The organism is Rhodococcus sp. NPDC127593, assembly GCF_042671975.1.
Classification (GTDB): Bacteria; Actinomycetota; Actinomycetes; order Mycobacteriales; family Mycobacteriaceae; genus Rhodococcus_F.
Window position 1 is genome coordinate 62,847 of the sequence record NZ_JBHXWI010000023.1, and the last position, 22,872, is coordinate 85,718.

At 65.0% G+C, this 22,872-nt stretch carries 23 protein-coding genes and 2 pseudogenes; 6 read left to right on the forward strand and 19 right to left on the reverse strand.

All coding sequences use genetic code 11. The annotated features are described in order from the left end of the window. Positions 1 to 204 precede the first annotated feature (204 nt). On the forward strand, positions 205 to 1,668 hold the full coding sequence (locus ACFVJ3_RS22085) for a glyceraldehyde-3-phosphate dehydrogenase (RefSeq protein ID WP_378454056.1): 1,464 nt from the start codon (positions 205 to 207) through the stop codon (positions 1,666 to 1,668). 63 nt (positions 1,669 to 1,731) lie between these two features. On the opposite strand, the gene ACFVJ3_RS22090 is transcribed toward ACFVJ3_RS22085, so the two are convergent. From ACFVJ3_RS22090 to ACFVJ3_RS22115, 6 genes are all read right to left on the reverse strand, one after another. Beyond that, positions 1,732 to 1,947: a hypothetical protein gene (locus tag ACFVJ3_RS22090; protein ID WP_378454057.1), complete on the reverse strand. Its 216-nt coding sequence runs from the start codon at positions 1,945 to 1,947 to the stop codon at positions 1,732 to 1,734. Between the two features lie 142 nt (positions 1,948 to 2,089). Beyond that, positions 2,090 to 2,557: an SRPBCC family protein gene (locus ACFVJ3_RS22095; RefSeq protein WP_378454058.1), complete on the reverse strand. Its 468-nt coding sequence runs from the start codon at positions 2,555 to 2,557 to the stop codon at positions 2,090 to 2,092. Positions 2,558 to 2,732: 175 nt separating this feature from the next. Next, on the reverse strand, positions 2,733 to 3,239 hold the full coding sequence (locus tag ACFVJ3_RS22100; protein ID WP_378454059.1) for a hypothetical protein: 507 nt from the start codon (positions 3,237 to 3,239) through the stop codon (positions 2,733 to 2,735). A 594-nt stretch (positions 3,240 to 3,833) separates the two neighbouring features. Continuing rightward, positions 3,834 to 4,754 carry a histone-like nucleoid-structuring protein Lsr2 gene (locus ACFVJ3_RS22105; protein ID WP_378454060.1) on the reverse strand — a complete coding sequence of 307 codons (921 nt, stop codon included), beginning with the start codon at positions 4,752 to 4,754 and terminating at the stop codon, positions 3,834 to 3,836. Beyond that, positions 4,705 to 5,145, reverse strand: coding sequence for a histone-like nucleoid-structuring protein Lsr2 (locus tag ACFVJ3_RS22110; protein ID WP_378454061.1), 441 nt, complete (start codon positions 5,143 to 5,145; stop codon positions 4,705 to 4,707). The genes ACFVJ3_RS22105 and ACFVJ3_RS22110 overlap by 50 nt, the downstream gene beginning before the upstream one ends. Before the next feature lie 491 nt (positions 5,146 to 5,636). Next, positions 5,637 to 6,008 (reverse strand): LuxR C-terminal-related transcriptional regulator, encoded by a 372-nt coding sequence (locus ACFVJ3_RS22115; protein WP_378454062.1) that lies wholly within the window; start codon positions 6,006 to 6,008, stop codon positions 5,637 to 5,639. Between the two features lie 629 nt (positions 6,009 to 6,637). Between ACFVJ3_RS22115 and ACFVJ3_RS22120 the strand changes: the two genes are divergently transcribed. Beyond that, on the forward strand, positions 6,638 to 6,976 hold the full coding sequence (locus tag ACFVJ3_RS22120; RefSeq protein WP_378454063.1) for a WhiB family transcriptional regulator: 339 nt from the start codon (positions 6,638 to 6,640) through the stop codon (positions 6,974 to 6,976). Positions 6,977 to 7,113: 137 nt separating this feature from the next. Continuing rightward, positions 7,114 to 7,434: pseudogene (locus ACFVJ3_RS22125) on the forward strand (tryptophan-rich sensory protein); the annotation flags it as partial. Between the two features lie 108 nt (positions 7,435 to 7,542). Here ACFVJ3_RS22125 and ACFVJ3_RS22130 read toward each other — a convergent pair. From ACFVJ3_RS22130 to ACFVJ3_RS22140, 3 genes and pseudogenes are all read right to left on the reverse strand, one after another. Beyond that, positions 7,543 to 7,955 (reverse strand): annotated as a pseudogene (locus tag ACFVJ3_RS22130) (recombinase family protein); the annotation flags it as partial. A 143-nt stretch (positions 7,956 to 8,098) separates the two neighbouring features. Then, positions 8,099 to 9,226, reverse strand: a complete 1,128-nt coding sequence (locus tag ACFVJ3_RS22135; protein ID WP_378454064.1) for a flavin-containing monooxygenase — start codon at positions 9,224 to 9,226, stop codon at positions 8,099 to 8,101. 27 nt (positions 9,227 to 9,253) lie between these two features. After that, positions 9,254 to 10,273 (reverse strand): methyltransferase, encoded by a 1,020-nt coding sequence (locus ACFVJ3_RS22140; protein WP_378454065.1) that lies wholly within the window; start codon positions 10,271 to 10,273, stop codon positions 9,254 to 9,256. Positions 10,274 to 10,380: 107 nt separating this feature from the next. On the opposite strand from ACFVJ3_RS22140, the gene ACFVJ3_RS22145 reads away from it, so the two are divergent. Beyond that, positions 10,381 to 11,505: a helix-turn-helix transcriptional regulator gene (locus tag ACFVJ3_RS22145; RefSeq protein ID WP_378454066.1), complete on the forward strand. Its 1,125-nt coding sequence runs from the start codon at positions 10,381 to 10,383 to the stop codon at positions 11,503 to 11,505. Positions 11,506 to 12,473: 968 nt separating this feature from the next. Here the strand turns inward: ACFVJ3_RS22145 and ACFVJ3_RS22150 are convergent. The 10 genes from ACFVJ3_RS22150 to ACFVJ3_RS22195 form a co-directional block, all read right to left on the reverse strand. Further along, positions 12,474 to 12,860, reverse strand: coding sequence for a DMT family transporter (locus ACFVJ3_RS22150; protein ID WP_378454067.1), 387 nt, complete (start codon positions 12,858 to 12,860; stop codon positions 12,474 to 12,476). After that, a complete protein-coding gene (locus ACFVJ3_RS22155) occupies positions 12,857 to 13,114 on the reverse strand; it encodes a hypothetical protein (protein ID WP_378454068.1) in 258 nt (85 codons plus the stop codon). The genes ACFVJ3_RS22150 and ACFVJ3_RS22155 overlap by 4 nt, the downstream gene beginning before the upstream one ends. Before the next feature lie 113 nt (positions 13,115 to 13,227). Next, on the reverse strand, positions 13,228 to 13,629 hold the full coding sequence (locus tag ACFVJ3_RS22160) for an MmcQ/YjbR family DNA-binding protein (protein WP_378454069.1): 402 nt from the start codon (positions 13,627 to 13,629) through the stop codon (positions 13,228 to 13,230). Between the two features lie 27 nt (positions 13,630 to 13,656). Further along, a complete protein-coding gene (locus ACFVJ3_RS22165; RefSeq protein ID WP_378454070.1) occupies positions 13,657 to 13,911 on the reverse strand; it encodes an alpha/beta fold hydrolase in 255 nt (84 codons plus the stop codon). Between the two features lie 44 nt (positions 13,912 to 13,955). Then, positions 13,956 to 14,474 carry an alpha/beta fold hydrolase gene (locus ACFVJ3_RS22170; RefSeq protein ID WP_378454071.1) on the reverse strand — a complete coding sequence of 173 codons (519 nt, stop codon included), beginning with the start codon at positions 14,472 to 14,474 and terminating at the stop codon, positions 13,956 to 13,958. 135 nt (positions 14,475 to 14,609) lie between these two features. Beyond that, positions 14,610 to 16,076: an APC family permease gene (locus tag ACFVJ3_RS22175; RefSeq protein WP_378454072.1), complete on the reverse strand. Its 1,467-nt coding sequence runs from the start codon at positions 16,074 to 16,076 to the stop codon at positions 14,610 to 14,612. 25 nt (positions 16,077 to 16,101) lie between these two features. Continuing rightward, positions 16,102 to 17,034, reverse strand: a complete 933-nt coding sequence (locus ACFVJ3_RS22180; RefSeq protein WP_378454073.1) for an alpha/beta hydrolase — start codon at positions 17,032 to 17,034, stop codon at positions 16,102 to 16,104. A 131-nt stretch (positions 17,035 to 17,165) separates the two neighbouring features. Then, a complete protein-coding gene (ilvC, locus tag ACFVJ3_RS22185; RefSeq protein ID WP_378454074.1) occupies positions 17,166 to 18,179 on the reverse strand; it encodes a ketol-acid reductoisomerase in 1,014 nt (337 codons plus the stop codon). A gap of 147 nt (positions 18,180 to 18,326) precedes the next feature. After that, positions 18,327 to 19,082: an SDR family NAD(P)-dependent oxidoreductase gene (locus ACFVJ3_RS22190; RefSeq protein WP_378454075.1), complete on the reverse strand. Its 756-nt coding sequence runs from the start codon at positions 19,080 to 19,082 to the stop codon at positions 18,327 to 18,329. A gap of 124 nt (positions 19,083 to 19,206) precedes the next feature. Next, positions 19,207 to 20,538 (reverse strand): MFS transporter, encoded by a 1,332-nt coding sequence (locus tag ACFVJ3_RS22195; RefSeq protein WP_378454076.1) that lies wholly within the window; start codon positions 20,536 to 20,538, stop codon positions 19,207 to 19,209. A 286-nt stretch (positions 20,539 to 20,824) separates the two neighbouring features. On the opposite strand from ACFVJ3_RS22195, the gene ACFVJ3_RS22200 reads away from it, so the two are divergent. Both ACFVJ3_RS22200 and ACFVJ3_RS22205 read left to right on the forward strand, forming a co-directional pair. Continuing rightward, entirely contained in the window at positions 20,825 to 21,652 is an 828-nt protein-coding gene (locus ACFVJ3_RS22200; RefSeq protein ID WP_378454077.1) for an IclR family transcriptional regulator, read from the forward strand. Positions 21,653 to 21,699: 47 nt separating this feature from the next. Continuing rightward, entirely contained in the window at positions 21,700 to 22,869 is a 1,170-nt protein-coding gene (locus ACFVJ3_RS22205; RefSeq protein ID WP_378454078.1) for an acetyl-CoA acetyltransferase, read from the forward strand. The last annotated feature ends 3 nt before the right edge of the window (positions 22,870 to 22,872 follow it).

Genomic DNA, 22,872 nt, shown 5'->3' on the forward strand with positions numbered 1-22,872 from the left:
CGAGCCCCCGGTCACCGTCCCCCTCGAACCGGAATACCCGTAGCCGAAGCAACCGCCCTGGTGCCTGTCGCCGCGAGGAGGCGCTTCCATATGCTTGGTGGTGCGCACGCCGTTCTCCGCAACATGGATGTATGACGTGCGTCTCATCCCGCCCGGCGTCCGACCCACGAGCACGCCAATGAGCCAGAAAGCCAGAGGAACGCAGTGAGCACAGCGGAACTGACCCAGTGGAACTCCGAGGAAGCCCTCGCGGAAGCGATGATCCCGATTATCGGCGGTCTGCACCGCAGGCATTCGGTGACCATTCTGCTGCACAGTCGCTCGCTGGTGAACAAATCGGTCATAAAAATCCTGCGGACCCACCGCTTCGCCCGACAGATCCGTGGCGACGAGCTCTCCGTCGAGGAGACGTTCCCCTTCCTCGAGGCGCTGACCGAACTCGATCTGCGGCCGTCGAAGATCGACCTCGGCCTGTTGGTGACCGCCTACCACGCCCACGGTGGCGGAGCGCCGATCCCCGAGTTCGTCGCGGAGAGCCTCGCCGACCTGGTCGGTGGCGCCCAGACGAGCCCCGCGCAGCCCCAGGATGTCGTCCTCTACGGATTCGGGCGTATCGGTCGACTCGTCGCGCGGCTGCTCATCGAGAAGGCCGGTTCGGGTAACGGCCTGAACCTGCGTGCCGTGGTCGTCAGGAAGGGCGGCAAGGACGACCTGGTCAAGCGTGCGTCACTGCTGCGCCGCGACTCCGTCCACGGTCAGTTCAACGGCACGATCAAGGTCGACGACGAGAACAACGCGCTCATCGCCAACGGCAACGTCATCAAGTTCATTCACAGCAACGACCCGACAAGTGTCGATTACACCGAGTACGGCATCGACAATGCGATCCTGATCGACAACACCGGCATCTGGCGTGACCGCCACGGGCTGTCACAGCACCTCCGCCCTGGTGTGGCGAAGGTGGTGTTGACCGCGCCCGGCAAGGGTGACGTCCCCAACATCGTGCACGGCGTCAATCACCGCGACGTCGATCCGAACGAACGCATCGTGTCGTGCGCGTCCTGCACCACGAACGCCATCGTCCCGCCGCTCAAGACCATGGACGACGAGTTCGGCGTCGTGCGGGGCCACGTCGAGACTGTGCACTCGTTCACCAACGACCAGAACCTGCTGGACAACTACCACAAGGCCGACCGGCGTGGCCGATCGGCGCCGTTCAACCTCGTCCTCACCGAAACGGGTGCGGCCTCCGCGATTGCGAAGGCCCTTCCCGACCTGAAGGCCAAGATCACCGGCAATTCGATCCGCGTGCCAACGCCGGACGTGTCCGTCGCGATCCTCAACCTTCAGCTCAGTCGCGAGGCCACCAAAGATGAAGTGTTGGAGCACCTTCGCCAGGAATCACTCACCGGAGCGTTGAGCCGGAACCTCGACTACACCGCGGCAACCGACGCCGTGTCGAGTGACTTCATCGGCTCGCGTGCGGCATGCATCGTCGACGCGAACGCCGCGATCGTCGACGGCGACACCGCCATCCTGTACGTCTGGTACGACAACGAGTTCGGCTACTCCTGCCAGGTGGTTCGCACCGTCCAGTACCTCTCGGGCGTGGAGTACCCCATCTACCCGGCGGTCGACGCGGCCGCTGCCGCTGACGCGATCGCCTAAAGGCGTGAGCGCGCTCGGCCACTTCAGAAGCACAGGCGCTCGCCCGGTATGCGTGGACGAAAATCAGCTCGGATCCCACGGCGATCGTTGAAGACGGTTGAGCTCATCGAGAACCTGATCAACGGCAGTGGTCGGGATACGGATCGCGGCTTGAACCCCCGCCTGCTCGGTGCCGCACCGGATACGGAAATCGTCGCCCTCCGACACGCGCAGGCGGTCACGCACGGAGGCGAGCATGGCGAGTTCACGCTCGAGGTCGGCCGCGGTTCGGTCACTCACGGCCTCATCCTGCCCCTCGCGGGTGGTGATCAGTTGTGCTAGCCGGGTGGTGTCGGAACGAGCGCCGCGGTGCTCGCGGTGACGAGATGGGTGTTCGACCGCGTCCTCGACACAACGCCGGGTCCCGGGTCGCAGCCGACCGTCAGAGGGTCCCTTCGGCGTACGACGCCAGGTTCGCCAGCGAGGAGGCGATCCCGGCCTCGTGTACCGCTTGGTCGATGCCCGGTGGCACGTCGGTGGCGGTGACGGTCACCTCGGTCCCCTCCTCGGCGGCCGCGAGGTGCCAGGTCATCGTCATGGTGCCCGCGTATGACGGGTCGTCGGCTTCGAACACCGCCCGCTGCACCACGCGTTCCGGTGGCACCAGGTCGGCGAATCCGACATCGACGACATCCGTGGCATCCGACGTCTTGCCTGGGCTGTCGGCGCGGTCGAGGTAGGTCAGGATCATCCGGAACCCGCCACCAGGCCGGGGATCCCACCGCTCGACCCGACCGCGCATGCCCTCCGGCGGTAACCACACCTCGAGGGACTCCCGGTTAAGGAGAGCGCCGTCGACAGTCGCCGGTGGTGCCGCGATCACCCGGCTGGCGCGGTCGGTCCTGTCCATCGCCCGATTCTAGAGCCGAGAAGATTCAACGGGTGGACGCACAATCTCATCGATGTCACCTCTCGAGGGAGGGGTGGTGCACCGGCCCCTCACCCCGAGGGTGCTCACCGTCCTCGACCGGCCGCGCACCATTCCCGCGGCCGGCTTGAGGGGACCTCATGTACCGCGGGTGAGGTCACCGGGTGCCGGCGCCCACCCCCGGGGCCCGGGCCAGTACCCGAGCCAGCGCCACCGTTGCCGTCAAGACTGCGGCCACCACCGTGATGACGCACACGAACGTCGAAGGGACGGTGGAATACCCGAACAGTCCGGCGGCGCCCACACCGGCGGCCGTCGCCGTCAGCGCACCGACCGGAAGCAGTACCGCCAGCATCCGCACTGTTGCCGCGCGCCGATCATCGGCCGCCGCGGCCAACACCCACCACACACCCAGCAGGGCGCACCCGTACGCCAGCACCGCGCTGCCGGCGTAGAGTACCAGCACCACAGCCCATTCCACCGCGATGCCTACGGTGGCCGTGAACACGGCATACAGCAATACCAGCATCGGCGACAGCCCCAGGGTGATACCGCCGAGGGCTGCTGCGACGGTCCGACCGAGCAGGAAGGTGCGCCGACCGCGGCGTTCGTCCTTGCTCGCCGCGTCCCGCACCACCCGCCACCCGGACAGCCACAGGACCATCCCGCAACCGGCCCCGGCCACCGCGGCGCCGCGGCGCCGACGAGCACAATCACCGACACAATCGATGGATCGGACCACGCCGGCTGGAACGACGTCGCCACCGTGTACGGCCGCGGGGAATCGCGACGAGCACCACCACCGCCACCAACCCGACAACCACACCCACAACCCCGTAGATCCCGCTCTGTCTCCCCACCCGCACATCGTGTCACCGACAGATGGTCAGATACAGGCAACCGCCACCGGCGTTCTCCAGAGCGGGATCGACGATCACCTCGTCAGTTGTCCGCGACGACCCGGCGACCCCTCAGTGTGCGCGATTACCCCCTATGTGCCGGCGCCCGCTCACGCACCGCGGCATCCAGGTTTCCCGCCGCACCCAAGCGCGACGCACGGTCAGCGGTGCCCCTGGACCGGAACTGCTGCACCCACTCCACTCCCGCACCGGAGTGGTCACGTCAGGTGCCGCCGGGATACCTCAACCAGAGCCGACACAGCTGGCGCCGGGCAACCCCACCGCATTGCCCCGATGATCGGAATTCCCACAGGCTCATAGCCCTTCGTGCCAGCATGGCTATCAGGCACTGTCACAACTCACGCGACCGGCATCTGTTCCTGAGCGTCATGGAAGGCTCGCTCGAATTCAGCCGGAATCCGCCCGCGTAAGGACACCTCCAAGCCCTCCCCGATCGCCCACTGGCGAATCTCCCTGGATGTCCTCTTCGCCGACGCCTTCCTCACCGACGCACTCCTCACCGAAGCCTTCTCCGCAGGCAACTTCGCGGACGCCTTCGTCGCAGGGGCCTTGCTCGCCACCGACCTCTTCACCGGACCCGTCGACGTGGACGTCTTGCCGGCCGCTTTCGTCGCGGAAGCCTTCCGTGCCGGCGCAGTTTTTGTCCGAACCTTCGCTGCCTGGGCGTCGTGGAAGGCCTGCTCGATCTCAGCGGGAATCCGGCCGCGGGAGGACACTACGTGACCCTCCCCGATCGCCCACTCACGAATCTCCCTGGACGTCCTTTTCGCCGACGCCGTACTCACCGACGCACTCTTCACCGGAGCCGTCTCCACAGCCTTCTTCGCAGCCGTCTTCGTCGCGGAACCCTTCCTCGGCGGCGTCTTCTGCGCAGCCGACTTCTTCGCGTCCTTCTTCTCCGCCGGAGCGTTGCTCGCCGCCTGCTTGACCGGAGCCACCGCCGTGTTCTTCGCAGCTGTCTTTTCTGCGGCCGTCTTCTTTACCGGAGCCGGTTTAGCCTGAGTCTTCTTCGCGTGAGCGGCGTGGAAGGCTTGCTCGATCTCGGCCGAAATCCGGCCACGCAGGGACACCTCCAAGCCCTCCTCTATCGCCCACTCACGAATCTCCCTGGACGACTTCTTCACCGGAACCTTGCTCGCCGCCGCCCCCTTCGCCGGAGCCGTCGCCGCGACCTGCTTCTCCGCGGCCGCCGTCGCCGTGACCGGCTTCTTAACGACGGTCTTCTCTACGGCCGTCTTCTTTACGCCCGTCTTCCCCACCGGAGCCAATTTTAGCCTGAGCATTCTTTGCGTGAGCGGCATGGAAGGCTTGCTCGATCTCGGCCGAAATCCGGCCACGTAGGGACACCTCCAAGCCCTCCTCTATCGCCCACTCACGAATCTCCCTGGACGACTTCTTCACCGAAGCCTCGCTCACGGCACTCTTCACCACCGGCGTCATCTTCACGGCTGCCTTCTGCACGGCCGTCTTCTTCACCGGAGCCGGTTTAGCCTGAGCATTCTTTGCGTGAGCGGCATGGAAAGCTTGCTCGATCTCGGCGGAAATCCGGCCACGTAGGGACACCCCCAAGCCCTCCCCGATCGCCCACTGACGAATCTCCTTGGTCGTGTTCTTCGCCGCACCGTCAGAACTCTTCGGTGATACCGCCATGTGTCTCCTTCGTCGCCGGGCAACCGTCGAACGCACACAGTAACGGCAGGCGAGCACTCCCGGTAATCAAAAAGCTCACTCGAACCGCAATTTCAACGTTCCCAGACCATCGCCGATCTGGGCAGGCAACACGATTTCTCCGGGAGTTCCCAAACCCATTCCGCATCAGAATTCGCGCAGAACCAGCGCGACTCATTTTGTCGGTCAGGCGCTTTGGTTGCCGGAGTGTCAGATAGGAAAGTTCGGAAACGAAGGAGGAACGGGACAGGGCTACCGCAGTATTGCGTGATTCACGACGTCCGACAGCGATCGGATCACGGAATGTCTCCGGACCTCAAAACTGCGTTGGTTGTTTCTCCGGTCTCGACCAGCACTACGCAATCCACCGCCCATAGGCGGGCCGAAGGTCGACATCCGTGACCTGACCACCACAGCCGTCGCCGGGCTACACGACCTGGGAACTCGTTCGCCAGGGTTCGCCGCGCAACGGCTTACCGTCGAGTGCGCGGCGTTCGTTGTCCCGGAACCGGGGCTCGTAGTGCGAGAAGAAGACTTTCCCGACCAGATCTCGCCTGCTGCGGACGCCGGTCTTCGAAAATACTCATCAGGTGCTGCTGCACGGTGTGGGCGGAGACGACGAGTTCGGCGGCCATCTGCGAGGTCGAGGCGTCGTGCAGGACCAGCCTGGTCACTTCCTTCTCACGCTCGGTCAACCCATAGGCGGACATCAGCAGCGGGTAGATCCGTCCCGGCTCCGCGGGTTCGACGATGATTGCGATTCGCCGAGCTCCCGTCGAGGTCAAGCAGCGGCCGTGCAGCACCACCCAGATTCCCGACCGCGACTGGACCCGTGAGATTGTCATATTTGCAACGCGATTCGGGTTCTCCGACATCCACAGTGCCTGACCGGCGAGCGTCAACACCGCCGTCGGTAGCCGACCCGAATCTCAGTCCCCATCCGGGAAATCCGACATCGGCGGATCAGGCGCCCAAGCCGGTCGCCGACGACGCTCGCGAACGAGACGGCGGATGTGACGCCAGTTACTTTCGAGCGATACCCTTCGGTATCGTTCGCCGTATCGCTACCATCAACTGCACACCCTTTACCACCTCCTTAGAGGTGAGAGAGTGTGGATCATCCGGGTTCGTCCCGGTCCCACCGATGTCGAGCCCAGGCATCACACACCGACACGTCCTGCGGTCATGGTGCCCACCGATCACAGTCCCGGACCCAGGTCTGTCGCTGCCGCTACCCGACGGCCGCCTCCCGGGCATCAGAAGTGACACCGCGATGTGTCGAGGGGTCATGTCGCACAACACCTTCGGATGAAAATTACGACCACGTGGTTGTTTCCCGGAGGCCCCGTCAACCCACACCGATCCGTCCGGCATACCGCGGCAACAAGCCGGCGTCCGCCAGCCACACCCACGCGCTCCACCCTTGCCGACAGATTTTGCCCACCGCTCCACTCCGAAAGCGACCCATCCCGCTGTGCCTGATCATTTCCACCACTCCCGCGACCGGGACTGGCAACACCGCGCCTCCTGCCGCGGCACCGACACCAACCTGTTCTTCTCCCCCGACGGTGAACGCGGCCACGACCGCGCCCGGCGTGAGCGCGCCGCCAAACAGATCTGCCAAGACTGTCCCGTGCTCGACGACTGCCGCGCGTATGCGCTCACCGCCACCGAGGCCTACGGCATCTGGGGTGGCATGTCCGAAAACGAGCGCACCCGCCACACCCGACGCACCCGCGTCCCAGCCCGCCACCGCAACGCCACACACTCTCCGGCACCACACCACAACCGCTCTCCCTGCTCGCGCACGTGACGAACACGTGCAAGGTGACATCGATACCCCCGCCACGGCTCCGCACCGGAACCTGCGAACGTCTCTCCACAACCGGCAGACGGCACTCCTGAAGTCCCTATCCTCGACAACGGACGTTCTCCCGCAAAGGAGTGACCATGAGCGGATCGATCGAATCATCGCCTCACGACGGTGCCCGTGTGCTCGTCGTGATCCTCTCCGCGGTGGTGGCAATCGTGGGTTCGATCATCGGCTCAGGGGCGCTGGTGGGAGCCCCGATCTCCCAGGTCGCCGACGGCGCCCTCGCCGCCGACGCCACCGCGGTGGCCCCCGGCGGACCCGCCTTCTCCATCTGGACCCTGATCTACCTCGGGTTCCTCGCGCTCGCGATCTGGCAGGCACTGCCCGCGCACCGCACCGATCCTCGGCAACGCCGCGCCGGGTGGTGGCTCGCCGCGGCGATGATCCTGAACGCGGCATGCCAGGGCAACCTGGCGGGGACCGAGTTTCGGTTTCGGTCCGCCCTTGCGGCTGCGGGCGCGTGCCGTGGCGAGGCCATCCATGGTGCGCTCCGACATGAGGGCGTGTTCGAACTCGGCGATCGAGCCGAGGATGTGGAAGAACAGCGCCCGACCGCGGTCGAGGTGTCGATGCCCTGATCGAGCACCACCAGATCCACCCCGCGGGCGTTCAGTTGCTTGGACAGTTCGATCAGATGCCCCAGCGACCGGCCGAGGCGGTCGAGCTTGGTGACGACAAGCTGATCACCCCGGCGGTTGGCCGACAGCAGCGCCTCGTCCAGCTGCAGGCGCGACGCAAGTTTCCCGGAGTCCTTGTCGATGAAAATCTCATCGCACCCTGCGGCGGTCAACGCATCATGCTGCGACTCGGGACGCTGATCCCGCGTCGACACTCGGCCGTACCCGATCCTCACATCGGGGAATGTATCGCGTACCCCCGACAACGTGACGTTGTTCCGTACACGGTGTTCTTTACACATCCGACCTGGGTAGAGGTCAACCGGTCAGTGATGTCTCATGAACGACCGCTTGTGTGGGGGGGATCTGACCGGTCGGCCATCTCCGCGCTGACCCGCCATTGTTCGAGCGCCGGGGCAGGGCGGGAGAATCCTACCGCCGACGCTCACCGCAGTTCCCGCGCGATCGCTCGGGCCGCACGGCGAGCCTGCTTCGCCGCGAACCCGATCTGCGACGGCCTGGGCACGAACCCGATGAAACGCAACCTCTCGGCGGCCGGCTTTTCACCGGTGGCGTGCGGCCAACCTCGCTCGTCCAGTACGCCGAGGTGCCCGACCAGCTTTTCGAGTTCCTGACGGAACCCCGTCGCGCAGACCATCGCCTCCGGGTCGATTCGCACACCGTCCACCAGCCACACGCTGTCCGCGTCGAGTGACTCGACTCCGCGAACGACCTCGATGGACCTGTCTCGGATCGCGGCGATGAGCTCCTTGTCGACGATCGCCGGTGCCACGCCGAGGCGGGCGCTGCGGGCGAAGATCCCCTCGTCGGGGATCGGTAATCCGAACTCGCGCAGGTCGCCGATGCTCCTCTCCCGGCCGAACCGAGCGATTGCGTCCGCGATAGGGACCGGGGCATGGTAGAGCGGCGTCGCGATGAAGTCTCCCGGTATGCCACCAGGTCCCTGGCGGAGCATGATGTTCGGCGGCGTGCGAGCCGAAAGCCAGACCTTTGCCGCGCCTCCGGTGGCGAGGTCGTAGGCAATTTCCATGCCCGAGCAGCCCGCCCCCACCACGAGGACCCGTTTCCCGTTGTACTGGGAGGGATTCCGGTACTGCGAGGAATGAACCAGTGCACCCCGCCAGTCCCCGCGTCCGGGCCAGTCCGGGACGAAGGGCTCATGATCGAAGCCGGTCGCGACCACCACCTCGGCACCGTCGACCGAACCGGCAGCGGTGGTCAACCGCCAGTGCCCGTCCGTTAGGTCGAGCCGTTCCACCGGGCAGCCCAGGCGCAGCTCGATCCCGTCCGCACGTGCGTGCCGCTCGAGATGGTCGATCACCTGTTCCCGCGTGGGAAAGGTCGGTGTGCCCTTGGGGTAGGGGCGGTTCGGCAGGTGGGAGAACTGCCTGCCGGTGTTCAGTCGCAGCCGGTCATAACGAGAGTGCCACGACGAACCGACTTGGTCGGCGCGGTCGATCAGCAACGGGTTGATGCCACGGTCGGCGAGGGCCACCGCCGCCGCGACCCCGGAGGTGCCGGCACCGACGATTGCGACTTGATGCTCGCTCATCGTGTGCTCCTTGGGTGTTGTCTTGTTTCAAGCGGTTTCGGCGACAATGACGCTCATCGGGCCGGTGAGCGAGCGATGGTCGCGGTAGCGCCAGCCAGTGTCCTGCAGCCAGGCGATGCCTTCTCCGACGCTGTAGACGTCGCCGTGTTCGAGGTGGACCGCGAATTCGCCCGCCATCAGGGCGGCCGCGACCGGCTGGGTGTGGGTGGGGTCGGTCCAGAAGTCGGCAATCAGCAGCGTGGCGCCGGGTGCGGCGACGTCGCGAATGCGTTGTAGCAGCGCACGATTCTGCTCCGGCGACCAGTAATGCACCAGGTTCGCGACCAGGAAGGCGTCGTATCCGGCGGGCAGCGGGTCGGCCATCGCGTCGCCGGCGCATACGTCGATTCGCCCCTCCAGCCCGACCGACGCGATGCGGTCCTGCGCGGTCTGGGCAACCGCCGGCAGCTCGAACACGGTCGCGCTCAGTTGCGGGCAGTGGCGCGCCACCGCGATGGACCAGGAGCCGGTGCCGCCGCCGATGTCGAGGAGTCGATGACTGCCGGACAGATCGACCGTGTCCGGCAGGGCGAGCGAGGGGCCGGCCGAAAACGCCTCGATACCGATCGAGGCGATGGGTTGCAGGGCGGCGTCGAGGTCGAAGATCTGGCGTTTCGGCCCGCGGGCGAGTGCGCCGGCCAGGTCTTCCCACGCCGGGAAGCTGATCTTGTCCCAGAACCGCAGCAGCGGACGCAGGTCGGCGGGCGATCCGCCGGCGAGGAACGCGGCCGCCGTCTCGGTATTGACATACTGTTCGCCTCGGCGTTCGAGCATACCCAGCGCGACCATGGCGTCGGCGCTGATCCGGGTGGCTCGGGCAGTAAGCCCGGTGCGGGCGGCCAGGCCATGCAGGTCGGTGGGGCCCTCGCCCAACGCCTCGAACAAACCGAGTTGGCTGGCGGCGAAGAGGTGTTTGGCGGCCATGAACCCGGACGCCAGCTGCATGATCGGCTCCGGGTTAGGCAGGTCGTGGTCGGTTTCGGCGGAGGTATGGGCTGTCATCGTCATGAAACCAGCGTCGTCGTTGTCGGTTCTGCGGCATATCCCTGAATCCTGGGGAATTCACCCAGATTTCTGGGGTAGGCAGCCCTAACCTGCTGCGATACACTTCGGACATGGCGCAGAGCTCGCTGCCACGCGTCCGCGATCAGATCTCGCGTGCCGCCGCCGACCAGCTGGACTGGGTGGGGTACAGCGCGCGAATGAGCGAGGCCCTGCGCACGGTGATCCCACATGACCGCTGCTGCTGGCACACCGTCGACCCGGGCACCATCCTGTTCACCGGCAGCGTCAACCGGAACGTTGGGTGTTCCGGATCCTGGTTGGCGCACTACGAATACGAGGTCGAGGACGTCGACAAGTGGGCGTTTCTTGCGCACAGTGGCCGCCTGGCGGGTGCACTTAGTCTGGATACCCACGGAGATTTGTCCCGCAGTGCACGGCACCGTTCGCACGAGGCGTACGGAATCGGCGACGAGCTGCGGGTCTCCCTGGTGTCGGACGGGGTCTATTGGGGTGCAGCGGCATTCCTGCGCGATGCGGGCGCGCCGTGGTACACCGCCGAGCACGTCCGCGCAATCGCCGCGCTGGCGCCCGCGCTCGCGATCGGTCTGCGACGTTCGATGCTCCACGAGGTCGAGGCCGCCGTGACGACCGTGGACTACGGCCCCGGCGTGGTGGTCTTCGACGCCGCGGGCAACCCGGAATCGGTCTCACCCGCCGCGGAACGCTGGATCGACGAAATTGTCGAGGTCCCGGCGCCGTCGACGCCGTTCGAATCGAAGGTCGTGCAGGCCATCGCGGCCCGGGCGCGGGCGATCGAACCGGGCACCGATCCGCTGGAACTTGCCGCGCGCTCGCGGGTACGCACGCGATCCGGCGCCTGGCTGTTGCTGTACGGGACCAGGCTTTCCGGTGCCGAAGACGGACGCACCGCCGTCATCATCCAACCCGCGACGCCGCATGAGATCGCGCCCGTCATTGCCATGGCCTACGGACTGTCCCAACGCGAATTCCATCTCACTGCGCTGTGCATCCAAGGGCGATCGACAAGGGAAATGGCGCACGCAATGTCGTTATCCGTCTACACAATTCAAGACCACATGAAGTCGATCTTCGACAAGACCGGGGTGCGCAGCCGCGGGGAACTGGTAGGGCAGATATTCCTCGAGCACTACGCGCCTCGCTGGGAGCTTGCGGCATCCCCGCCATCCGGATGGTGGGCGAAGGGCATCAACTGAATTCGCCGAACTCTCAGCTGTGCGTATCTGCTTCACGGCCAATGGCGCGCCAACCAAGAAGGTTCACCGCCCGAACCATCTCTCCTTCCACGACGCTGGCGCTCACCGACAGTTTGCCGTCGACCAGGAAGGTGCCCCTCGCACATTCTGTCGCCGCCGCAGCGAACGGAGGTGGCCCCGATTCCCTCCGTTCGTCCTGCAAGCCCAATCCCAATTCACACGACCAAGGGCGGCTCCGCGAGTCCGGCAGGCAGCGCCATATAAAGCCGCGAAATCAATGCCACTTATCGCCGTGAGTCACACACCCAGGCCTCGGTCCCGAGAACAACACCGCCCCGCAGGTTTTTCGACATAGTTTCTCGACACGGGTTGTCGACGCGTTTGCAGGCGATTTCCGCAGTTCGTAGCGGTTGTCGGATAACCAACGATTCTCGACGGTTCGAGAAGAAGTGGCCAGGGCAGGCGGTCGGCGTCAGCGTGGTGTCTGGTTCACGGAGTTCGCGGTCGAACCCATAGAGCATCCCAGTAGTAAGGACTGAGTCAGCGTATACCGGACCCACCTGTTGGGCACGTCGGCCCGCTGGTTGAGCGCGGTAGCGGCGTACCGCCTCATCGAGTCGATGCTTGTAGTCGACGGAGGCAAGACCGAAGGCCTTGTGTATGTGCTGGTCTGAAGGGCCACCGATCGGCGCCCACAGCACGGCGAAGTCGAGGATGTCATAGTCGGTGGCAGCGCCGTCGACGGCCCAAGGCCTTGCTAAACCTTGGCGGGGTGTCGATCTCGCGAACGAAGTGTGGCTACTCATGCAATGTATCTCGGTAGGTGGTCAGTTGATTGGGCGCTCACCCTGACCCTGGCACCGGTACAGAGGATGGCAGGGCAGGGCTCCGAGTTCTAGGATCAGGACCGCAGGTAGGGGGCGGTGACCGTGGGGTTCATGCGGCAGCAACGTGCTACGCGTTTGACTTCAGCTCTCCACGGCGTCGTGCGAGCTGTGATCATCGAGGGTGGGATCAGACGAACCGCCGTGTCCGCTGTTCCCGAGATTCAATAGGCCGACCCCGACGATGATGAGGGCGATGCCGGCTATCGCCATACCGGACAATGTTTCTCGGAAGAATACGACGCCCAGGATCGCGACGACGGTTGTGCCTGCGGCAGCCCAAATGGCGTAGCCGACGCTGATCGGCAAACCACGGTTGAGTGCCAAGCCGAGCAGAGTGAAGCTGCACACGTACCCGATCACCACGAGGATCGAGGGCGGCAGCTTGCTGAAGCCATCGGACGCCTTCAGCGCCATCGTCGCGACGATCTCGCAGACGATGGCTCCGAAGAGCAGGACGTAGCCAATCATGCGTCGACCCCCGCATGGTCACGACGACTGCCCTGGGTGGTCCGGTGGCAGATCCGCCACCCGCCCCTCAGAGCGAGTACGCCGGGCGCCAACGGTAGTTCTTCCACTTCGCCGTTTCCGGTCTCGGACCCGGTCACGGCAGGTACTCCGTCTGTGGAGGGAATCCGGGTCGACGACATTACGATGCCGTCGGACCACCGCACAGTCTCGTGCAACGCCGAGACGCCGCGGTCGGTAGTTGTGTTCTTAGCCATGATTTCCTTGTCTCGGACGGGGCGCCATGGACGGCGGCCCGGCAAATGTTGCTCGCACAGAGCGAACCCTGAGGGGGCCGTCCGCAGCAGAAGACGTCCCCCGTTGTATCCGGTCACCAGCCAGTCTCACTTGCACGACTTTGCCCGAAGGTCTTCGAGTCGACCGGCCGCTCGGTGCGGGGAAGATTCTCCACCACGAGCAGATACGACTCGGTCACCAGCTCGTCCACCAGGGCCTTGTCGATCGATTCACCCGGCGACAACGTGATCCAGTGCCGCTTGTTCATGTGGTAGCCGGGCGTGATGTCCGCGTGGGCGCTGCGCAACGCCTCACCGTCGGCCGGGGCGGCTTTGAGGATCACAATCGGCTCGCCGGTGACCGCGGTCAACAGCATGAACACCTTGCCCCGGACCTTGTATACCTCCCAGTCCGGTCCGAAGGGGTGCTCGAGATTCGCGCCCGGAAGTTCGTCGGCCCGCGATTTTGCGTGTTCCTGGAGCGTGGCGCCCTTCATGCTGTTCCAATCGATCGGTGGCCGCTGTCAGTGCTGGCCGATGAAGTCGAGCAGCTGGGCGTTGAATGCCTCGTACTCGTTCAGATGGGGTTCGTGTCCACTGTGTTCGAAGACCGCGAGGCTGCCGTGTGGGACGGTGTCGGCGAACCAACGCATGCCGTCGAGCTCGTAGTACGGCGAGTGCCGGCCGGTGACGACCCACGTGGGGACGGGCATGCGGGGCAGGACATCGCGCCAGTCGGCGACGAAATGGTCGATCAGCAGAGGACGTGCCCGTGCCACCGGGAACTGCTCCCACCACTCGTCACCCGCCGGTCGGAGGGGCCTCACATGCTCGGGGGGACGGCCGGTTCACGGTCCGCATTCGACCAGTCGAACCGGAAGTCCGCGGCGGAGGAGAGGTTTTCGCCCGTGATGCCGCGAACGCCCCACTGCCAGTCCCCTTCGTTGACGATCTTCGGGGACTGGTCGATCGCGACGAAGGCGGTGACCCGGTCCCATGCGTCGGCGGCGGTCGAGAAGTACGCCAGGCTGACCGATACGCCCATGGAGTGACCGACAAGGACCACGTCGCGAAGGTCGAGGGTGGTGACCAGCTCGCCGAGATCGAGACCGAGACGGCTCATCCTCTGCCCGTGACTGGGCGAATCGGACCGGCCGTGCATCCGGTGATCGAATCGGATGACACGATAACCGGCCTCCACCAAGGCGTCGCGCTGGAACACCCAGCTCGAGCCCTGATCTGCGAAGCCGGAAGCACACACGACGGGACGACCTTCACCCTCGTCGTCGTACCGAATGGTCACGCCATCCGAGGTCATCAGAGGCAGGTTCGTGCCGCTCATCGATCTCTCTTTCTGTTCCGGCTCACAGCGCGTGCTCGAGCCGGCGCGGGACCATAGATGGGAAGCCGGCGTTGAGGCGCGCGCTCTGATCGCCGGCTCCCGCCTCTGACTGGGCTCAGTAGGTGCGGTCTGTGCTCATTGGCGACCGATCCGTTGATAGATGTCCGGCTTGGTGCGCTCCAGCCGCATCGCGACGAGGAATCCGCTGATGAAGGTTCCGTACACGATCGCGATCAGCAAGCTGGACAACCATGTCACGCCGCCGGTGTGCGAGGAGAAGTGGTCAATCGACATCACCACGGACCATCCGAATCCGATCAGCGCCACGAACGGCGCCACGAACGAGGCGAAGACGTGGCCTCTCCACTTGTCGTGTCGGATCAGGTACACCGGTATCGCGATCGAGGTGAGGAACTGCACGGAGATACCTGTCAATGCCGCGATCCCCAGCAGCGCGCCGTAGAACACCATCGCGTCGACCCCCGCGATGACAACGACCAGATTAGCGATCAACACCGCGGCGCTCACCACGATGGATGCGCGATACGGCGAACCGAACCGAGGGTGCACCGCGGCGAGAGAGCGGGACACCACCCCGTCCGCGCCCAGATTGAACAGATACCGCGCCGCCACGTTGTGCGCGCAGATGATGACGGCCAACGAACTCGTCACGAGCAGAACAGTAGCGACGTCGAGTAGAAGCCGCCCACCGAACTCGCGAATCGTTGCATCGAACGCGGCGGTACCCTCCACGGTCGACATCGCGACGGCGTCGTCGACACCGAGTGCGTTGACAAAGAGCCACGTCGTGCCTGCGTACAGGACCATGGCGAATGCGATGAGGCCGAACGCCGCGCGAGGAATCGTTCGCTCAGGCCGCTTCACTTCATCGCGGAACAGCACGGTCATCTCGTAGCCGCCGAACATCGCACACGCCAAGAGCAGCCCGGTGGCGAACGAACCGTCGAACCAGTGCGCCGGCGAAAACGGTGCGGCGCTGAGGCCATCGGCACCGCCGCGAGCGAAAACGGTGATGTCGTACACGACGACGACGGCGATCTCCAGGCACAAAATGACGGCCATGACCTTCGCCGACACATCGATACGCAGGTAGCCCAGAATGCCTACCAGCGCCCAGATGAGGAACGCCCACAGATACCACGGGAGACTGGGCCCATTGAGTGTCCCGGACACGAAGGAGCCCACAGACGAGCCGGCGAACGGGAGATACCCGGTCGCGCACGTGAAGTACGCCAGGAGCATCGTGAATCCGGCACCCAGTCCCATCTTCCTTCCCAGCCCGGCGCTCACGTACGCGTAGAAGGCGCCGGGCCGCTGAAGGACGGCGGACATCCGGAGGAAGGTGGTCGCGAAGCAGGCCACGATGGCCCCTCCGACGACGAATACGAACGGTGTTCCGATTCCGTTCCCGGTCGCGACCATGATCGGAATGACGCCCATGACGACAACGAGCGGAGCATTGAACGACATGATGCTGAAGAACAGGCCGAAGGTGCCGAGGGAGCCCTTCAGGGTGGTGGAGTCGCCGGCCGTCGACGGGATCGTATTACCGGACCCCGATGCGGTGGTAGTTGTGCTCACCTAAATCTCCAATGTCTCAGCTGATTTAGTAGGTCCGTGCAGTGGCTGGATGATCCCGCCACAACCATCGGAGCGTTCGAGGGAACTCGAAGCCGCCGTGACGCAATGTGTGTCCGCCTTCACCGAAGACGAACTTGTAGTCGTAGTAACTCCACTCGAGCGCGGCAGCCATCTCGCGGTTCGCCGCGACGAGATCGCCGAACACGACTCGGGCATCTCGTCGACCGGTCTGCATCCAGATGCGAATTGGCTTACGCGGGGACCGGCGAACCTCCGGAATGTGATTGTGTCCACCACGGATGTCGACGAACGACCCGCAGTGAGAGATCACATTTCTGAACACGTCCGGCCGATGCCACGCCGCAGTGAACCCCGCGTTCCCACCGGAGCTGTATCCGACGATGACGCGATCGGCGGCCTCGGAAGAGACGTTGAGATGCCCGATCGCCGCGGGGAAGAACTCGTCCACCAAGAACTGAACCCAGGTGTCGTCGATCGAATCGAACTCGATGCTCCGGTTATCGGAACCGCCGAAGATGGGGTATCCGGGCCCGGTCTTGCCTGCGTCGATGAACAGGGCGGCGGTGAGAGGAATCAGCCCATCGGCGTTCAGGTTGTCCAGCGCTGCGATGGCACCGAAGTCGGCGGCGAGGTACTCGGCCGCATCCAGGAACACAATGAGCGCCAAGGGGACGGATCCATCGTATTGACTAGGAACGTACAGCGTGTAGTCCCGCTCGACCCCCGGATAAGACACCTCGCTTCGATGCGTGTGCTGGGTGACACTTCCCTGTGGAATGCCCTCGCGCCGACGCGAGTACGGGCTGAGACTGTACTCGGGCAGGGTGTCGTCGCATGCCGAGTATCCCATGCGATCCTCGACGGTCATATTCTTGTCGGCGAACCATTCCTCGTCCGAATTCGACGGGTTTCCGGCATTACCGTGCCCAGAAGTCACCACGATTTTCCTTTCCTATTGAAACGCGCCGCCTGGCTATATCGATCGGCAGATGGCAAACCTCAGACTCGTGACCGGCGTGATGAGACGGTGTCGATGAACTGGGTGTCCGGCGGAACCGAGGCATGTGCTCAGGTGGTTTCGGTGATCGGGCGGTCGACCCAGCTCATCATCCCGCGCAGCTTCTTGCCGGTGACCTCGATGGGGTGCTCGGCGTTGGCCTTGCGCAGGCCCTCGAGTTCGGTGTTGCCGTTCTCGACGTTGGCGACGAGGCGGCGGGTGAACTCACCCGACTGGAGGTCGGCCAGGATCGCCTTCATGCGCTCCTTGGTGCCGGCGTCGATGACGCGCGGGCCGGAGAGGTAGCCACCGAACTCCGCGGTGTCGGACACCGAGTAGTTCATGCGGGCGATGCCACCCTCGTACATGAGGTCGACGATGAGCTTGAGCTCGTGCAGCACCTCGAAGTACGCCATCTCGGGCGCGTAGCCGGCCTCGACCATGACCTCGAAACCGGTCTTGACCAGTTCCTCGGTGCCGCCGCAGAGCACGGCCTGCTCGCCGAAGAGGTCCGTCTCGGTCTCTTCCTTGAACGTGGTCTCGAGGACGCCGGCGCGGGTGCCGCCGATGCCCTTGGCGTAGGACAGCGCGAGAGCCTGGCCCTCACCCTTGGGGTCCTGGTCGATCGCGATGAGCGCGGGAACACCCTTGCCGTCGACGAACTGACGACGCACCAGGTGGCCGGGACCCTTGGGGGCGACCATGCCGACGGTGACGAACTCCGGAGCCTTGATCAGGTCGAAGTGGATGTTGAGGCCGTGTCCGAAGAACAGCGCGTCGCCGTCCTTCAGGTTGGGCTCGATGTCATTGGTGAAGATCGACGCCTGCGCGGTGTCGGGTGCGAGCACCATGATCACGTCGGCCCACTCGGAGACCTCGGCGGGGGTACCGACGGTCAGGCCCTGCTCCTCGGCCTTCGCGCGGGACTTCGAGCCTTCCTTGAGGCCGATACGCACATCGACGCCCGAGTCGCGCAGGCTCAGCGAGTGCGCGTGGCCCTGGCTTCCGTAACCGATCACAGCGACCTTACGGCCCTGGATGATCGACAGATCGGCATCGTCGTCGTAGAACATCTCGACTGTCATGGTGGGTGTTTCTGCGGTGAGCACGTGTGCTGCTTTCTCTTCACTGGATGAACCGGTCGGTGGGATGAGCCGATCTCGGTGGGGGGAATGATGTTGGTCAATAACGGGTTTGCGTCAGTTCCGGATGTCTCGCCGATCCAGAGGTTGTCAGTCGCTGAGCATGCCGGCAGCGATGAAGCCGCCGTCGACGGGCACGACGTGGCCGTTGATGTAGGCCGCGTCGTCGGAGGCGAGGAAGTTGACCGCGCCGGCGACCTCGTCGGGTGTGCCGTAGCGCTGCGCGGGGACGAGGCGGTTGTAGGCCTCGCGCGTGGCCGCGGTATGCACGGACTGCGACAGGGGGGTTTCGATGGGCCCCGGTGCGACGGCATTGGCGGTGATGCCGTGCGGGGCCAGCTCGACTGCTATTTGCCGGGTCAGGCCGATGAGACCCGCTTTCGAGGTGCCGTACGCGGTGCGACCGGCACCGGCACGTATCCCGCTGATGGAGGCGATGTTGATGATGCGTCCCCATCGTTGTTCGAGCATCAGTCGGGCTGCCTGCTGAGCGCAGCGGAACGCCCCGGTGAGATTGACGCGCAGGGTCGCTTCCCAGTGATCGTCGGGGTAGTCGAGGAACGGGAACGTCTTGGCGATACCGGCGTTGTTGACCAGGATGTCGCAGCGGCCGTAGGTGTCGGCAACCCACTTGATGCCCGCTTCGATCGAGGCGCGGTCACCGACGTCCATCGTCAGCGCGTCCGCGCTCATGCCGCGGCGGGTCATGTCGGCCGCGAGGGTGTGAGCGGCATCGTGGTTCAAGTCGGCCAGGACGACGTGCCGTCCGTGCTCACCCAGTCGTTCGGCGATGGCAGCTCCGATCCCTGCCCCGGAGCCGGTGACAAGGGCAATGCGTTCTTTCATCGTGGTTCCAGTTCTTTCGTTGTTTTCAGGTGAATAGGCTCGGGACGGCGCCTCTGTGTGTTCGGTCGTCATGTCAGCGACTCGGGAAACGGGCTCAGCGACTCCGCTGCCGGAACCGTCGCCTTCAATGGGGATGGGACGCGTGCTCCGGATCGGTCGTCGTGTGCTGTCCTGTGGGCTCGTCTTCACCGCTGGTCTTGGTGCGCCGGGCGTCGAGAACCGCCACGATCATCGCGGCGAGGATGACCCCGACTCCGATGATCCAGAAGCCCGAGGCGGTGTTGCCGGCGGTGGCGACCAACCCGATAAGAAGGGGTCCGACCAGGCCGCCGAAGTTTCCGCAGAGGTTGACGAAACCCACCGAGGCCCCGGCCTGGTTGCGGGGAACGATCTGCATTACCCAGGTCCACCAGAGTGCGAGGGCTGCGTAGATGGAGCCGGCGGCGACGACGAGCATCGCGAAACTGAAGACCGCTCCGAAGTGCACGAAATGTTGGACGATCATCGCTGTGCCGCTGATGGCGATGGGCAGTGCGATGAACGAGCCGAGTGAGCGGCCACTGGCGACGGCACGCTTGGTGACCAGATACAGAGCGGCGGTGCCGACGAGGAACGGGATGGCGGTCAGCAGTCCGACGAGGAACGAACCTTGTCCGGTGAGGTCGCCGATGACGGTGGGCAGCCAGAGGGTCAGTGCGTAGATGCCCATGACCCAGAAGAAGTAGATCAGCGCCAGCAACCACACCACCGGCCGCATGAACACCTGCAACAGGGTCGATTCGTCGGTGGTCTCGACGGTACGCGTGGCGAGGATGTGGTCCCGTTCCTGGGCGCTCAGGCGGGGGTGGTCTTCCGGCTTCTCGGTGGCCGAGAAGTACAGCCAGATCGCGACGAGGATTGCGGGAACGGCTTGGATGATGAACATCGCGCGCCAGCTGGTGACCTCGATCAGCCATCCGGACAGGGGCGCCATCACGGCCGAGGACAGCGGCACGGTGTACATCGTCAAGGCGACGGCGAGGCCGCGTTCGCGGGAGGGGAACCAGCTGATGAACATGACTGCGAAGGCCGGGAAGATGGCTCCTTCGGCGAGTCCGAGGACGATGCGTGCTGCCATCAGAACCGGCAGGTTGTGGACGACACCGGTCACGGCCGCGGACAGTCCGATGATCAACATGCATGCCACGATGATGTTCTTGGCGTGTCCCCTGCCGGCCCAGGCACCGGCGGGCATCCCGCTGACGACGTAACCCCAGAAAAAGGCCGAGAACACCAGGCCCATGGCCGCCGCGCTCAGCTGCAGTTCGCTGGCCATGTGAGGGGAGGCGACACTGATGTTGGTTCGGTCCATGAAGCAGATGAAGTAGGTCACGAACAGCGGGATACCGATGCGTGCCCACCGAACCTGTCGGATATCGATTCGTGGTGGCCGTGCGGCCGCCGACGTCGGAGTCATTGCGGATCCTGTCTTTCATCGAGCAAGGGGGGCGGAAGAAGTGCCGGCGGGGTTCTGCACCGCCCTCCTTCCCCAGGAGACCAAGGGCGTGATCTGAGTCACGCTGTGGTGTGACTGTGTTCCCTTCCAGCATGTGACGTCAAGCAGGAAGCCAAAGCCGCAGGAAATCGGTCCACATTATGAAATTGTTGACCGAGATCCAGATCACGTTTTACTGTCGTAAGCAGGCCACCGGGCCGCTAACCCATTCCAACCTCGCACGACGTGCGCCAAGGGAGATTTCACAATGCGGAACGATTCCACCGAATCGGTGTCGGCTCGGGCCGGCCGGGACGCCCTTCCTGGTTCGCAGAGTGTGCGGCGCGCCCTCGATCTGCTGTCGATGGTGGCGGGCTGGGATCGTGTCGGCGGACTGTCCCTGGCGGAGTTGGCCTCGGAGAGTGGACTCAGTAAGCCGACGGTGCACCGATTGCTGTCGGAGTTGGTGAGCACCGGCTACCTCGAGCAGGCCGACGACCGGCGGTACCTGCTCGGTCCGGAGGCGTACACCGTCGGAAATGCCGCCGAACGTCGGCACGGACTGCAGCAGCAGGCCCTGGCCTCGGTGGTGCGGCTCGCGCAGGTGTCCGAGGACGCGGCCTTCATCTCGGTGCGCCGCGGCACTCACTCGGTGTGTGTACATCGCGAGGAGGGAACGTGGCCGATCCGCAGTCACGTGCTGCAGGCCGGCGACCGGTACCCGCTCGGTGTGGGAGCGCACGGCATGGCCTTGCTCGCTGCCCTGCCTCCGCAGGTCGCCTCCAGTGTGATGGCGGCCAATGCGCCCGAACTGGCCCAGCGGTATCCCGAGCTGACGCCCGACCGGTTGCTCGAGCAAGCCGAGCGCACCCGCCGGCGCGGCGGCATCGCGGTCAACGAGGGCATGGTCGTACCCGAATCGTGGGCGATCGGGATCGCCGTCCTCGACACCCATGGCGAACCCGCGCTCGCGCTGAGCATCGCGGCCATCAGCTCCCGGATGGGGCCGGACCGACAAGCGCGTCTGGCGATCCTGCTCAAGGAGGAAGCCGCCCGGCTCGCCCCCACCCTGCGCACCGAATCATCAGCCCTGTAACCAACCACCGCGGCCACCTGCTCGCGACATTCGATATCGGAGAAAACATGACTTCTCGCACTTCCATCACCGGGTGGGGACACTCGAAATTCGGCAGGCTGAACGAACCCGACGTCACCGCCCTGATCGGTTCCGTCGTTCCCGAAGCCCTCACCCACGCTCAGGTGGAGCCCAGCGAAGTCGACGGCATCTTCGTCGGCGTCTACAACAACGGCTTCTCCGACCAGGACTTCCAGGGGGCCCTGGTGTCCCTGTCGATGCCCGAGTTCCAGCACACTCCCGCGATGCGCGTCGAGAATGCTTGTGGCACAGGAAGTGCCGCACTGTACGCCGCATGCGACTTCATCGACTCTGGACGCGGTGACGTCGCGTTGGTCATCGGCGCCGAGAAGATGACCGCAGTCGACACCCCTCGCGCCGGGGAAATCCTGCTCTCCGGCTGCTACCGGCCCGAAGAATCGAACGTCACAGGCGGATTCGCCGGTGTCTTCGCCGGAATCGCCCGCGCCTACGCCGAACGCTACGGAGATCCGAGCGCGGCAATGGCCGCCATCGCCGCCAAGAATCACCACAACGGCATGAGCAACCCGTACGCCCAGCTGCACAAGGACCTCGGCTTCGACTTCTGCAACACCGTCTCCGACAAGAACCCCTATGTGGCGGAGCCGTTGCGGCGCACGGACTGCTCCCTGCTCTCCGACGGCGCAGTGGCGCTGGTGATCACCAGCGCCGACCGCGCCCAGGCCGCACCGCGCCGGGTGGCCTTCCGCGCCCGCGCCCACGCCAACGACTTCCTCCCGCTCTCGCGCCGCGATCCGATCGAGTTCGCCGGCGCCCGCCTGGCCTGGAATCGGGCACTCGAGCAGGCGGCGACCTCGACCGTCGACCTCGATTTCATCGAAACCCACGACTGCTTCACCATCGCCGAACTGATCCAGTACGAAGTGTTCGGGCTGGCAGAACGCGGCCGCGGCCACGAGGTGGTCGAGGAGGGACTCGCGCTGCCCGACGGCAAGCTGCCCATCAACCGCTCCGGCGGTCTGAAAGCCAAGGGCCATCCGATCGGGGCCACCGGGGTGTCGATGCACGCGATCGCGGCAATGCAGCTCACCGCCGAAGCCGGCACCTTCCAACTCCCCACCGCAGACCTCGGAGGCGTATTCAACATGGGTGGTACCGCCGTCACCAACTACGCCTCCATCCTGGAAAGGTGGTGACCA

Coding starts and splice junctions, on each gene's coding strand:
- ACFVJ3_RS22095 (WP_378454058.1), bottom strand. CDS start 2,557: ATGGACAGGACCGACCGCGCCAGCCGGGTGATCGCGGCACCACCGGCG.
- ACFVJ3_RS22100 (WP_378454059.1), bottom strand. CDS start 3,239: ATGGTCCTGTGGCTGTCCGGGTGGCGGGTGGTGCGGGACGCGGCGAGC.
- ACFVJ3_RS22110 (WP_378454061.1), bottom strand. CDS start 5,145: ATGGCGGTATCACCGAAGAGTTCTGACGGTGCGGCGAAGAACACGACC.
- ACFVJ3_RS22115 (WP_378454062.1), bottom strand. CDS start 6,008: ATGACAATCTCACGGGTCCAGTCGCGGTCGGGAATCTGGGTGGTGCTG.
- ACFVJ3_RS22135 (WP_378454064.1), bottom strand. CDS start 9,226: ATGAGCGAGCATCAAGTCGCAATCGTCGGTGCCGGCACCTCCGGGGTC.
- ACFVJ3_RS22140 (WP_378454065.1), bottom strand. CDS start 10,273: ATGACGATGACAGCCCATACCTCCGCCGAAACCGACCACGACCTGCCT.
- ACFVJ3_RS22145 (WP_378454066.1), top strand. CDS start 10,381: ATGGCGCAGAGCTCGCTGCCACGCGTCCGCGATCAGATCTCGCGTGCC.
- ACFVJ3_RS22150 (WP_378454067.1), bottom strand. CDS start 12,860: ATGATTGGCTACGTCCTGCTCTTCGGAGCCATCGTCTGCGAGATCGTC.
- ACFVJ3_RS22155 (WP_378454068.1), bottom strand. CDS start 13,114: ATGGCTAAGAACACAACTACCGACCGCGGCGTCTCGGCGTTGCACGAG.
- ACFVJ3_RS22160 (WP_378454069.1), bottom strand. CDS start 13,629: ATGAAGGGCGCCACGCTCCAGGAACACGCAAAATCGCGGGCCGACGAA.
- ACFVJ3_RS22170 (WP_378454071.1), bottom strand. CDS start 14,474: ATGAGCGGCACGAACCTGCCTCTGATGACCTCGGATGGCGTGACCATT.
- ilvC (WP_378454074.1), bottom strand. CDS start 18,179: ATGACAGTCGAGATGTTCTACGACGACGATGCCGATCTGTCGATCATC.
- ACFVJ3_RS22190 (WP_378454075.1), bottom strand. CDS start 19,082: ATGAAAGAACGCATTGCCCTTGTCACCGGCTCCGGGGCAGGGATCGGA.
- ACFVJ3_RS22195 (WP_378454076.1), bottom strand. CDS start 20,538: ATGACTCCGACGTCGGCGGCCGCACGGCCACCACGAATCGATATCCGA.
- ACFVJ3_RS22200 (WP_378454077.1), top strand. CDS start 20,825: ATGCGGAACGATTCCACCGAATCGGTGTCGGCTCGGGCCGGCCGGGAC.
- ACFVJ3_RS22205 (WP_378454078.1), top strand. CDS start 21,700: ATGACTTCTCGCACTTCCATCACCGGGTGGGGACACTCGAAATTCGGC.